Origin of the sequence: Amycolatopsis sp. La24 (assembly GCF_029087445.1) — a bacterium.
Classification (GTDB): domain Bacteria; phylum Actinomycetota; class Actinomycetes; order Mycobacteriales; family Pseudonocardiaceae; genus Amycolatopsis; species Amycolatopsis nivea.
The window spans coordinates 1-11,516 of record NZ_JARACH010000022.1 but is presented as its reverse complement, the minus strand read 5'-3'; the positions used below and the strand labels follow the sequence as shown (position 1 = coordinate 11,516).

The 11,516-nt window shown below is 70.3% G+C and carries 10 protein-coding genes; 6 read left to right on the top strand and 4 right to left on the bottom strand.

Going from position 1 to position 11,516, the window contains the following annotated elements; translation table 11 throughout:
• Positions 1-11: 11 nt before the first annotated feature.
• Entirely contained in the window at positions 12-521 is a 510-nt protein-coding gene (locus PUT80_RS21490; RefSeq protein ID WP_275293244.1) for a GNAT family N-acetyltransferase, read from the bottom strand.
• Positions 518-1,351, bottom strand: a complete 834-nt coding sequence (locus PUT80_RS21485; protein WP_275293243.1) for a putative RNA methyltransferase — start codon at positions 1,349-1,351, stop codon at positions 518-520. The genes PUT80_RS21490 and PUT80_RS21485 overlap by 4 nt, the downstream gene beginning before the upstream one ends.
• Positions 1,352-1,525: 174 nt before the next feature.
• Here PUT80_RS21485 and PUT80_RS21480 point away from each other — a divergent pair, with 174 nt between their 5' ends.
• The 4 genes from PUT80_RS21480 (at position 1,526) to PUT80_RS21465 (ending at position 6,093) form a co-directional block, all read left to right on the top strand.
• Positions 1,526-2,893: an ammonium transporter gene (locus PUT80_RS21480; RefSeq protein ID WP_238607822.1), complete on the top strand. Its 1,368-nt coding sequence runs from the start codon at positions 1,526-1,528 to the stop codon at positions 2,891-2,893.
• Positions 2,890-3,228, top strand: a complete 339-nt coding sequence (locus tag PUT80_RS21475) for a P-II family nitrogen regulator (protein WP_043827775.1) — start codon at positions 2,890-2,892, stop codon at positions 3,226-3,228. Before PUT80_RS21480 ends, PUT80_RS21475 begins: the two co-directional genes overlap by 4 nt.
• A 3-nt stretch (positions 3,229-3,231) precedes the next feature.
• Complete coding sequence (locus PUT80_RS21470; protein WP_275293242.1) at positions 3,232-5,535, top strand: [protein-PII] uridylyltransferase; 2,304 nt, start codon at positions 3,232-3,234, stop codon at positions 5,533-5,535.
• 180 nt (positions 5,536-5,715) lie between these two features.
• Positions 5,716-6,093 carry a hypothetical protein gene (locus PUT80_RS21465; protein WP_037810443.1) on the top strand — a complete coding sequence of 126 codons (378 nt, stop codon included), beginning with the start codon at positions 5,716-5,718 and terminating at the stop codon, positions 6,091-6,093.
• Positions 6,094-6,292: 199 nt separating this feature from the next.
• Here PUT80_RS21465 and PUT80_RS21460 read toward each other — a convergent pair whose 3' ends face one another.
• Both PUT80_RS21460 and PUT80_RS21455 read right to left on the bottom strand, forming a co-directional pair.
• Positions 6,293-6,745 carry a MarR family transcriptional regulator gene (locus PUT80_RS21460; protein ID WP_275293241.1) on the bottom strand — a complete coding sequence of 151 codons (453 nt, stop codon included), beginning with the start codon at positions 6,743-6,745 and terminating at the stop codon, positions 6,293-6,295.
• Between the two features lie 9 nt (positions 6,746-6,754).
• Positions 6,755-8,548, bottom strand: coding sequence for an ABC transporter ATP-binding protein (locus tag PUT80_RS21455; RefSeq protein ID WP_275293240.1), 1,794 nt, complete (start codon positions 8,546-8,548; stop codon positions 6,755-6,757).
• A gap of 209 nt (positions 8,549-8,757) precedes the next feature.
• Between PUT80_RS21455 and ffh the strand changes: the two genes are divergently transcribed.
• Both ffh and PUT80_RS21445 read left to right on the top strand, forming a co-directional pair.
• Positions 8,758-10,299: a signal recognition particle protein gene (gene ffh, locus PUT80_RS21450; RefSeq protein WP_037810264.1), complete on the top strand. Its 1,542-nt coding sequence runs from the start codon at positions 8,758-8,760 to the stop codon at positions 10,297-10,299.
• On the top strand, positions 10,296-11,369 hold the full coding sequence (locus tag PUT80_RS21445; protein ID WP_106961147.1) for an amidohydrolase family protein: 1,074 nt from the start codon (positions 10,296-10,298) through the stop codon (positions 11,367-11,369). The genes ffh and PUT80_RS21445 overlap by 4 nt, the downstream gene beginning before the upstream one ends.
• Positions 11,370-11,516 lie beyond the last annotated feature (147 nt).

Below are 11,516 nucleotides of genomic sequence, written 5' to 3'. Positions count from 1 at the left end.
CGACGGCCACGCTAACCCAGCGGCGGCGGTGGCGGCCATTCCTCCCGGAGAGTGATCGGGCGGGCGCGCCAGACCACGGCGAGCGCCGGATCGCCAGCGGGGTCCGGCTCGATCCGCTCGACGGCGAATCCTTCCCGTTCGTAGAACGCCGCGGCCCGCTCGTTGGCGGCGAAGTGCTCGATGCGCAGCCGGTCGACGCCTTCTGGCAGGTGGCTGGCGAGGGCGTCGAGCAGTTGTGGGCCCAATCCGTGGCCGCGGTGTTCCGGATCCAGGTAGAGCTTGTAGACGACGTGGTCGGGTCCGCGCTGTCCGACGCCGACGATGCGCCCCTCAGTTTCGGCGACGACCACGCGCCCGTCGGTCACGGCGGCGCCGATATGCGCTTCGTTCCACCACCGGCGGACTTGGCGCTGGGCTGCCGCTTCGCCGATGAGCGGGGCGTAGTGCGGTGGGATGTGCATCTCGCCGAAACGGCAGATCGCCTCGACGTCGCTCAACCCGGCCACTCGCACCCGGCTCACGGCCCGTCGTCCCTCTTCCGCCACGTGCTCACCGAAACCGCCAGCGTCACGTCCCGACCCGCCGCCGCTTCGAGGCGCTCCCGCCGTCCGTCCCGGTCCAGATGGAAGCCTGCGGGCCCCATCGCCACCACATCCCGCACCTGCGCCGCGCTGAACTCCTGCGTCCGGACCACCTCAACCCCGGACTCCCGCTCGAACAACCCGCCCAGCGCGGCCTCAAGCCGTTCTTCCTTCCGCGCGTCCACCGCGAGCACCAGGTCGCCCAGCTCCGCGAGATGCCCCGGCAACGGCGACGCCACCACCAGCTTCCCGCCCGGCGCGAGCACCCGGTGGAACTCCGTGGCGTTCCGCGGCGAGAACACGTCCAGAACCACCGAAGCCACCCCGTCGCCCACTGGCCACGGCTCCCACAGGTTCCACACCGCCGCACCCAGCCGCGGATGCGCCCGCGCGGCCCGTCGTAGTGCGATCGCCGACACGTCCAGTGCGAGCCCGACCGCGTCCGGCGCGGCGTCCAGTGCTCGCGAGAGGTAATAACCCGGCCCGGCTCCGGCGTCGATGATCAATCCGGGAGCAGAACCAACCTCAGCGACCGCCTCGGCGAGCGGTGCGTACGCCTCGGAAGACAAAAACGCCGCCCGCGCGTCCACCATCGGCGCGGTGTCGGCCGTTCCCGCCGGGATGCGCGCGTGGAGAAGGTTGACGTAACCCTGCCGGGCCAGATCGAACGAATGCCGCCGTTCGCAGCGCAGCGTCCGGCCGGTCAGCGAGACCGGCTCCGCGCACACCGAACAGCGCAGTGCTTCGATCACCCGATCAGGCAAAGACATGGCGCTATTCGACCATGAGGTTGCCTGACCGGACATTTCACCCCGGCTCCCCGGAAACGTCCCCGTAACAACCCACGTGCCGGAGTTCACGCGAGGGAAACGTGAACCGAAGCCTGGTGAAACACCCGCGGCCAACACTTCCTCTGCAGTTGCCCACGGCACGGGAGGACGATTGTGCTGAACGCCGGAGACACCGCCTGGGTGCTGATCAGCGCCGCGCTGGTCATGCTCATGACCCCAGGCCTCGCGTTCTTTTACGGCGGCATGGTCCGCGCGAAGAGCGTTTTGAACATGTTGATGATGAACTTCATCGCACTCGCGATAGTCGGGGTGCTGTGGGTGCTCTTCGGGTTCTCGCTGTCCTTCGGCGACGACGCTTTCGGCGGCCTGGTCGGGAACTTCGACTACGCCGGCCTGACGGACGCGTTCGGCAAGCTCGTCGGCCTCGCCAGCGCGGGCCCGCCCGCCGTCCCGTGGCCCGGCCCGGACGCGTTGCCGCTGCTCGCGTTCTGCATGTTCCAGCTGATGTTCGCGATCATCACCCCGGCGCTCATTTCCGGAGCCATCGCGGATCGCGCGAAGTTCTGGGGCTGGACGCTTTTCGTGACGATCTGGGTCATTGTCGTGTACTTCCCGGTCGCGCACTGGGTGTTCTCGTTCGACGGATTCACCGGCAAGGATTCGGTGGGCGGCTGGATCGCCAACCAGCTCAAGGCGCTCGACTTCGCGGGCGGCACGGCGGTGCACATCAACGCGGGCGCCGCGGGTCTCGCCCTCGCGCTGGTGCTCGGCAAGCGCAAGGGCTGGCCGAAGGACACCGGCCGTCCGCACAACGTCCCGTTCGTCCTGCTCGGCGCGTCGCTGCTGTGGTTCGGCTGGTACGGCTTCAACGCCGGTTCCGCGCTCGGCGCCAACGACCTCGCGGGCGTCGCGTTCACCAACACCACCGTCGCGACCGCGGCCGCGGTGCTCGGCTGGCTCGTCGTGGAACAGCTGAAGTTCGGCAAGCCGACCACGCTCGGCGCGGCGTCCGGTGCGGTCGCCGGCCTGGTCGCGATCACCCCCGCCTGCGGTTTCGTGAGCCCGCTCGGCTCGATCGCGATCGGCGTGATCGCCGGGGTGCTGTGCGCGCTGGCCATCTCGCTGAAGTTCCGCTTCGGCTTCGACGACTCCCTCGACGTCGTCGGCGTGCACCTCGTCGGCGGTCTCGTCGGCACCGTGCTGATCGGGTTCTTCGCCACCAAGAGCGTGAACCCGGCGGGCGCGGACGGGCTGTTCTACGGCGGCGGCTTCAAGCAGCTGGGCATCCAGGTGGTCGCCGCGCTTGCGGTGCTGGGCTACTCGTTCATCATGACCTTGATCATCGGCTTCGCGATCAAGAAGGCGGGCGGGTTCCGCGTCAGCACCGAACACGAGGTCAGCGGCATCGACGAGGGCCAGCACGCGGAGAGCGCCTACGACTTCACCGGCATGGGCGGCCTCGGCCACTCGGCGACGTTCCCGGCCAAGCCCGTCACGAAACTCGAGGAGACCAAGGCATGAAGCTCATCACCGCGATCGTCAAGCCGTTCACGCTCGACGACGTCCGCTCTTCGCTGGAGCAGCTGGGCGTGCTCGGGATGACGGTGAGCGAGGTCCAGGGCTACGGCAGGCAGAAGGGCCACACCGAGGTCTACCGGGGGGCCGAGTACTCGGTGGATTTCGTGGCCAAGCTGAAGATCGAGGTCGTGGTGGACGACGTCGTGGTCGAGAAGGTCCTCGACGCGGTCACCACCGCCGCGCACACCGGGAAGATCGGCGACGGGAAGGTCTGGGTGACGCCGGTGGAGACGGTCATCCGGGTCCGCACCGGCGAACGCGGCACGGACGCGCTGTAGCCGATGACCGACGGGGGCGAACTCGCCCGAGCCACTGCGCTGCTGCTCGAAGGACGGCACGGAGCTCCCGCGCTGCGGAACTCCCTGGTCGATCTCTACGAGTTCTGGCTCGGGAAAGGAGCGACGGCGGCCGGCGTCGACACCGCGGACCCAGGTGTCGCGCTGGTCGCCGTTGGGGGGTTGGGACGGCGCGAGCTGGTGCCGTACTCCGATCTCGATTTGGTGTTGCTGCACAACGGAAACAACCAGGTCGGGGAGATCGCCGATGCGCTGTGGTACCCGTTGTGGGACGCGCGGGTCGGCCTCGACCATTCGGTCCGCACGCCCGGCGAGGCGCTGAAAGTCGCCGCGGAGGACCTGCGTACCGCGCTCGGTCTGCTCGACGCCCGGCATCTCGCCGGCGACCCGGGCCTCACCGAACGCCTCGCGTCCGCCGCCCGCGACCAGTGGCGGCGCATCGCCCGCAAACGCTTGCCGGAGCTGGCTGAATCCGTCCACGGACGATGGCGGCGCAGCGGCGAGATCGCCCAATCCGCCGAGCCGGACTTGAAACACGGCCGCGGCGGTCTTCGCGACTTCGGCGTGCTGGAAGCCCTCGCGGCCGGACAGCTCACCGCGCGACCGGGCGAAGAACTGTTGGCAGCCAAGCAACTCCTGCTCGACGTCCGCACCGAACTCCGCCGCGAAGCACGTCGCGAACGAGACATTCTCAGCGCGGCCGATGCCGACGTCGTAGCGCACGAACTGGAGCTGGGCGACCGATTCGCCTTGGCGCGCAAGCTTTCCGGCGCGGGCCGAACCATCGCGTACGCCGTCGATGTCGCTCTTCGGTCCACTGTGGAGCAACCACGTCCACTCTTCGGCCGACGCCCGGTTCGCCGCCCGCTGGCGGAGGGCGTCGTACTGCACGGCGACGAGGTCGCGCTGGCCCGAGACGCACTCCCCGCCCGGGACCCCGCGCTTCTGCTCCGTGCCGCAGCGGCCTCGGCTCGGACCGGAAAACCCATCTCACCAGGCACTTTGCGTACCCTCGCGGAGTCCGCCCCGGAACTGCGTGAACCGTGGCCGGACGACGCCCGCAACGCCCTCGTCGAGCTGCTGGGCGCGGGGGAGGGACTGGTCGACGCGGTCGAAGCCCTCGACCGCACCGGCCTGTGGGCCCGGCTGTTCCCGGAGTGGGGCGCCGTGCGCGACCTGCCGCCGCGGTCGCCAGTGCACCAATGGACCGTCGACCGGCACCTCGTCCAGGCGTGCGTCGAAGCAGCGAAACTGACCACCACCGTGTCGCGGCCGGACCTGCTGCTGATCGGCGCACTGCTGCACGACATCGGCAAGGGCCGCGACGCCGACCACTCCGAGCTGGGCGCGAAGATCTCCGCCTCGGTAGCGCAACGCCTGGGCCTGCCGCCCGCGGACGTCGCGACGGTCTCCGCGATGGTCCGCCACCACCTGCTGCTGCCGCACACCGCGACCAGACGCGACATCGGCGACCCCGCGACCATCTCGCGCGTGGTGAAAACCCTGGACCGCGACGTCGTCCTGCTGGAACTCCTGCACGCCCTCACCCGCGCCGATTCGCTGGCCACCGGACCCGGCGTCTGGACCGACTGGAAGGACCGCCTGCTCGCCGAGCTGGTCAGCGGCTGCGAGGAAGCCGTGCACGGCAAGGGTTTCACGCCGCCGGAGCCCTTGGACGACGACCAACGCGAGCTGGTCGCCGAAGCCACCCGGACCGGCGTCGGCCAAATCCGGATCTCCGCACACGGCAAGGTCGTCACGGTGCTCCTCGCCGTCCCCGCAGACCGCGAACTGCTCGCTCCCGCGGCCGGGGTGCTGGCGCTGAACTCCCTGGAGGTCCACTCGGCGGTCCTGCGCGAGCATTACGGCCGGGCGGGCGTGTTCACCGCGTCGCCGAAGTTCGGGTCGCTGCCGGATCCCGCGCTGCTGCGGGAACAGTTCGCCCGCGCGGTCGCCGGGACGATGCCGCTCACCCAGCGGCTGGCCGCGAAGGAACGCGACTACGCGACCGCGTCGCCGGTCGTGGTCAAGCCGGTGGTGCGCTGGTTCGACGACGAAACGAGCGGTCCCGACGCTGTCGTGCTGGAACTGCGCGCCGCCGACCGGATCGGCCTGCTGTTCCGCGTGGCGAGCGCCCTGCGCCGCGCGGAGGCCGACGTCCACTGGGCGAAAGCCGCGACCCTGGGCGGCGCCGTCGTGGACTCGTTCGCCCTCTCGCCGCGCACCGGCCACGTCACCCCGTCGTGGCGCACCGCGATCACCGACGCCGTCCTAGCCGCCGTCTCCTGACCGTCCGTGAAGGACTCCTTGAAGGAATCTGATTCCCTCAAGGAGTCCTTCACGGACGAATGACCAGGGCAGACCCGGCCGCATTGCGCCATCCGGGCTCACCCGTCCGGGGTGTCGGCGGCGCCGACCCCGGTTCCGATGGCAGGATGGCAGGTCCGGGCAAGGGGCGAGGTGAACGCGATGCGAGGGCACGAGAACCTGCCGGAGCTTTCGCTGCCCCCGACAGTCGTGGCCGGGCACCTTCGCACCTGCGCCGAGGAGCTCTCCGCCCTGCTCCGCGGCGACGGATCCGCCGCCACGCTCGGCGAACTCTCCGAGGTGGTCACCCAGCTGGTCGCGGGCCAGCACGCGCTGTCCCACGCCCTGGCCGGTCTCGCCGGGCGCATGGACGTCCGCAATCCCGCGCTCGCCACGGTCTCGCCGTCCGAGGTCGAGGTCCTCACCGAGGTCCTGCAAGCCGCCGCGTGCGCGGTCAGCTGCTCCGCCGAGGAACTCGCCGACGCCGAACCGCTCTTCGAGTTCGCGAGCGACTCCGCGGGACCCGACACCCGCGTTTGAGTAGTCCTACTCAGTCCGGATTGGGGGACTTCACGCTGCCGCGCGCCCGCCCCCGGACGGCAGACTTCTCCCCAACGCCGGGCGGCCGAGGGGGAACCGCTCCGCGTGCCCGCGGCGGAAGGCCTCCTGGGGAGGTGAGCTCTTCCGCCACGGTTCCGGGGACGGCCGTGGGGAGCGGCCGCCCCGGAACTCCCGGGCCTCAGGAATCCGCGATCCGCGTCAGCAGCCCGGCCGCGAGCCGGAGCAGTTCCTGTTCGGTGGGGCTCAGCGTCCGTTCGACGGCCGCGGCCAGCCAGTTCTCCCGCGCGATCGAGTAGGTGCGCAGTTCCCGCAGCCCGGCCGGGGTGATCTCGATCAGCGACCGCCGCCCGTCCGCCGGATCCGGGGTGCGCGTGATCCACTCGCGTTCGGCCAGCGAGGCCAGGATCCGCGTCAGCGACTGCGGATGGATCCGCTCGGCCTCGGCCAGCTCGCCCGGCGTGTGCGTGCCGCCGCGGTACAGCCGCGACAGCACCGCCAGCGCGGCCGGTCCCGGTGCGGGCGAGCCCGCCTCGGAGCGCATCCGCCAGTTCAGCCGCCCGACGCCCTCGCGCACCGTCCGGGCCAGCGTCGCCAGCTCGTCGGCCCGGTGCGCGTCGGGTTCGGTCTCCATGCGGCCACATTAGGCGGTTTCTCCCCGCACCAGCGCGGCATACCTGCCGCCGGAGGCGAGCAGCTCCGCGTGCGTCCCCCGTTCGACGATCCGTCCCGCGTCCAGCACCGCGATCTGGTCCGCGTGCTCCACAGTGGACAGCCGGTGCGCGATCGCGATCGTCGTGCGGCCCGCGGCGAGCCGGTCCAGTTCCGCCTGCACGGCGCGTTCCGTGCGGTTGTCTAGCGAGCTCGTCGCCTCGTCCAGGATCAGCACCGGCGGATTGCGCAGCAGGATCCGCGCGATCGCCATCCGCTGCTTCTCCCCGCCGGAAAACCGGTAGCCGCGTTCCCCGACGACGGTGTCGTATCCCTCCGGCAGCGCGGCCAGCGTGTCGTGGATGTGCGCGGCCTTCGCGGCGTTCTCCAGCTCCTCGTCGGTGGCGTCCGGCTTCGCGAACCGCAGGTTCTCCCGCACCGACGCGTGGAACAGATACGTCTCCTGCGACACCAGCCCGACCCCGGCGGCCAGCGACGCGAGCGTGACATCCCGGACATCCGTCCCGTCCACGCACACCTTTCCCTCGGTCACCTCGTACAACCGGGCGACCAGGTAGGCGAGCGTCGTCTTCCCCGAACCCGTCGAGCCGACCAACGCCGTCGTCGTCCCCGCCGGCACGTCGAGGTCGATATCGCGCAACGTCCACGGCCCCTCGTCGTCGTAGCGGAACGAGACTCCGCGCATCGAGACCGCCCCGCCGCTCGGATGCAGCGTCCGCGCACCCGGCCGGTCGTCGATCTCCACCGGCAGATCGAGCACCTCGAAGATCCGCCCGAACAACGCCTTCGCCGACGAGACGTTCTGTCCCACCGTCTGCATCGCCGTCGCAGGCGCGAGCAGCCGGTTCAACATGCTGGTGAACGCGACGACCGTGCCCAGCGAAATCGGCGCCGCGCCCCCGGCGAGTTCCAGTCCGGCCGCCCAGTAGACCAGCGCCGGGATGATCGTCAGGCTCATCGACCGCGCCGCCCGCTGCCACCGCCCGGCCAGCGCGGCGCTGCGTTCCAGCGCCGCGACCTCGCGCGATTCCTCGGCGAACCGGTCGCGCATCAGCTCCGCGTTGCCCATCGTCTTGGCCAGCAGCACGCCGGTGACCGACAGCGATTCCTCGACGATCGTGGTCAGCCGCGCCATCCGCCGGGTCCGGCCGCGGGCGAGCTTCCGCTGCTTGCCGCCAAGGCGCAGGGTGAACAGCAGGAACAACGGCACGACGACCAGCGACAACAGCGCCAGCTGCCAGTCCATCACCAGGATTGCCACCGCGATCGCCAGCGCTGTCGTGCCGTTCTGCACGATCGACGCGGCGGTCCCGGTGACGACGTTGTCCACGCCGCCGATGTCGTTGAACACCCGCGACAGCACCTCGCCGGTCTTGGTCCGGGTGTAGAAGCCCAGGGACATCCGCTGCAGATGGCTGTACACCGCGACCCGCAGCTCGTTCATCACCCGCTGGCCGATGGTGTTGGACAGCCCGGTGGTCCGCACGCTCAGCGCGCCCGACCCGAGCGCGGCGGCGATCATCCCGGCCGCCAGCAGGCTGACCAGCAGGGTGTCGCGGTGCGGCAGCGCGTCGTCCAGCATCTCGCGCAGCAGGAACGGCGAGGTGACGCCCAGCCCGGCCTGCACGACCAGCAGCGCGCACAGCCCGGCCAGCGCCCGCCGGTGCGGCCGGAAGAGGCCCGCGATGCGGCGGAACGGGACCTGGTCGTCCTCGTCCCCTGCCGGTTCGGCGAGCGTCGGACGCCGGGCAGTAGCTGATGTCATACGCCTATGTTTACTTAATTCCCGACGCCGGTCGAGCGGTTTTCGCGTGGTTGAGCTGTTGTCGTGTGGTCAATTACTACGCTTACGCGTAGTACCCTTCCCGTACCCGTGAAGGCCGGGTGGCCGGGGCGGCTACCCTCGGAAGATGCCGGGGGTGCCGAGCACCGCCCGGCACGCGAACTTTCGACCCAGCTGGAGCGTGCACCCCCGTGTTCGACACCCTCTCCGATCGGCTCACCTCGGCCCTGCAGTCGCTCTCGCGCAAGGGCCGGCTGTCCGACGCCGACATCGACGCCACCGCGCGCGAGATCCGCATCGCGCTGCTGGAAGCGGACGTCGCGCTCCCGGTGGTCAAGGCGTTCATCGCGAAGATCAAGGACCGCGCGAAGGGCGCCGAGGTCTCCCAGGCGCTGAACCCGGCGCAGCAGGTCGTGAAGATCGTCAACGAGGAGCTCGTCGGCATCCTCGGCGGCGAGACGCGGCGGCTGAACCTGGCGAAGAACCCGCCGTCGGTGATCATGCTCGCGGGTCTCCAGGGTGCTGGCAAGACGACGCTGGCCGGCAAGCTGGCGATGTGGCTGAAGAAGCAGGGCCACGCGCCAATGCTGGTCGCCTGTGACCTCCAGCGGCCGAACGCGGTCACCCAGCTGCAGGTCGTCGGCGAGCGCGCCGGTGTCGTCACGTTCGCGCCGGAGCCGGGCAACGGCGTCGGCGACCCGGTCGACGTCGCCCGCCGCGCGATCGAAGAGGCCAAGCACGCGCAGCACGACATCGTCGTGGTCGACACCGCGGGTCGCCTCGGTGTCGACGAAGAGCTGATGAAGCAGGCCGCGGATATCCGCGAGGCCGTGCAGCCGGACGAAGTCCTGTTCGTGGTCGACGCGATGATCGGTCAGGACGCGGTCACCACGGCCGAGGCGTTCCGCGACGGCGTCGGCTTCACCGGCGTGGTGCTCACGAAGCTCGACGGCGACGCTCGCGGTGGTGCCGCGCTGTCGGTCCGCGAGGTCACCGGCCAGCCGATCCTCTTCGCGTCCAACGGCGAGAAGCTCGAAGACTTCGACACGTTCCACCCGGACCGGATGGCCTCGCGCATCCTGGGCATGGGCGACGTGCTGACCCTGATCGAGCAGGCCGAACAGCACTTCGACCAGGAGCAGGCCGAACAGGCCGCGCAGAAGCTCACCAGCGGGCAGCTCACGCTGGAGGACTTCCTCGAGCAGATGCTCGCGGTGCGCAAGATGGGCCCGATCGGCAACCTGCTCGGCATGCTGCCCGGCGCGGGCCAGATGAAAGACCAGCTCGCCGCGGTCGACGACAAGCAGCTCGACCGGCTCCAGGCGATCATCCGCGGCATGACGCCCGCCGAGCGCGCCGACCCGAAGATCATCAACGGCTCGCGCAGGCTGCGCATCGCGAACGGCTCCGGCGTGACCGTCCGCGAGGTCAACGACCTGGTCAACCGCTTCTTCGAGGCGCGCAAGATGATGGCGCAGATGGCGGGCCGGTTCGGCTTCGGCGGCGGAGGCGGCGGGAGCAAGAACCGCAAGGGCAAGAAGGGGAAGAAGGGCAAGAAGGGCCCCACGCAGCCGAGGATGCGCGGCGGGATGCCCGGCGGCATGCCGATGCTGCCCCCCGGCGGCGGGATGCCCGGCGGGATGCCGGACCTGTCGCAGCTCGGCGGCATGAACGACGTGCCCGGCTTCGACCCGTCCAAGTTCAAGCTGCCGAAGGACCCGAAGAACAATTGAGCCCGCTGCACCTGCACGGCACCGTCCTGCCCGACGGCGAACCGCGTGACCTCTGGATCCAGGACGGAAAGCTGTCCTTCGAGCCGGTTCCCGGCGCGGAAACGCTGTCCACCGGCGGATTCGTGGTCCCCGGGCTCGTCGACGCGCACTGCCACCCTGGCCTCGGCCCGAGCGGCGGACTGTCGGTGGAGGAGGCGGCGGACCAGGCCGCGACCGACCGCGACGCGGGCACTCTGCTGATCCGCGACTGCGGCCTGCCGCTCGACGTCCGTCCGCTGCAATCGCGCGCCGACCTGCCCACGATCATCCGCTGCGGACGCCACCTGGCGCTGCCGAAGCGGTACATCCCCGGCTTCGCGATCGAACTGGACGACCCGGCCCTGCTGCCGGAAGCAGTCGCCGAACAGGCCCGCGACGGCGACGGCTGGGTCAAGCTCGTAGGCGACTGGATCGACCGCGGCCAAGGCGACCTCGCGCCGCTCTGGCCGGACGACGTGCTGGCTGAAGCCATCGGCATCGCCCACGACCTCGGCGCACGCGTCACGGCACACGTCTTCGGCGAAGCAGCGCTGCCAGGCTTGATCGGCGCGGGCATCGACTGTCTCGAGCACGGCACCGCGTTGTCGCCGGATCAGCTCGCCGAACTCGCGCGCCGCGACGTCGCGTTGGTGCCCACGCTCATCAACATCGAGAACTTCCCGGGCATCGCGGACAAGGCAGGCAAGTACCCGACGTACGCGGCCCACATGCGCGCACTGCACGCCGGTGTCGGCGAGATGGTGTCCTCAGCGGTCGAAGCGGGCGTACGCGTCTTCGCGGGAACGGACGCGGGCGGCATGGTCGCGCACGGCCGTATCGCCGACGAGGTCGAAGCGCTCCACCGCGCGGGCATGTCGCGTACGCAGGCTCTCGCGAGCGCTTCCTGGGAGGCGCGCGAATGGCTGGGCCACCCCGGCATCGAACACGGCGCCCCGGCGGACCTGATCGTTTACGCCGACGACCCGCGCACCGACCTGGCCGCCCTGCACCACCCGACCCACATCGTCTTGGGCGGCACGGTCTTCCACTGACCACCCCAATGTGGCATTGGTTGCGCTGAACGCACCCAATGTGGCGTTGGTTGCATGCGACGCACCCAATGTGGCGTTGGTTGCATGCGACGCACCCAATGTGGCGTTGGTTGCATGCGACGCACCCAATGTGGCGTTGGTTGCATG

What these genes read in the sequence shown, in the direction of transcription:
- PUT80_RS21485 (WP_275293243.1), bottom strand. Translation starts at nt 1,351, where the DNA reads ATGTCTTTGCCTGATCGGGTGATCGAAGCACTGCGCTGTTCGGTGTGC.
- PUT80_RS21475 (WP_043827775.1), top strand. Translation starts at nt 2,890, where the DNA reads ATGAAGCTCATCACCGCGATCGTCAAGCCGTTCACGCTCGACGACGTC.
- PUT80_RS21470 (WP_275293242.1), top strand. Translation starts at nt 3,232, where the DNA reads ATGACCGACGGGGGCGAACTCGCCCGAGCCACTGCGCTGCTGCTCGAA.
- PUT80_RS21465 (WP_037810443.1), top strand. Translation starts at nt 5,716, where the DNA reads ATGCGAGGGCACGAGAACCTGCCGGAGCTTTCGCTGCCCCCGACAGTC.
- PUT80_RS21460 (WP_275293241.1), bottom strand. Translation starts at nt 6,745, where the DNA reads ATGGAGACCGAACCCGACGCGCACCGGGCCGACGAGCTGGCGACGCTG.
- PUT80_RS21455 (WP_275293240.1), bottom strand. Translation starts at nt 8,548, where the DNA reads ATGACATCAGCTACTGCCCGGCGTCCGACGCTCGCCGAACCGGCAGGG.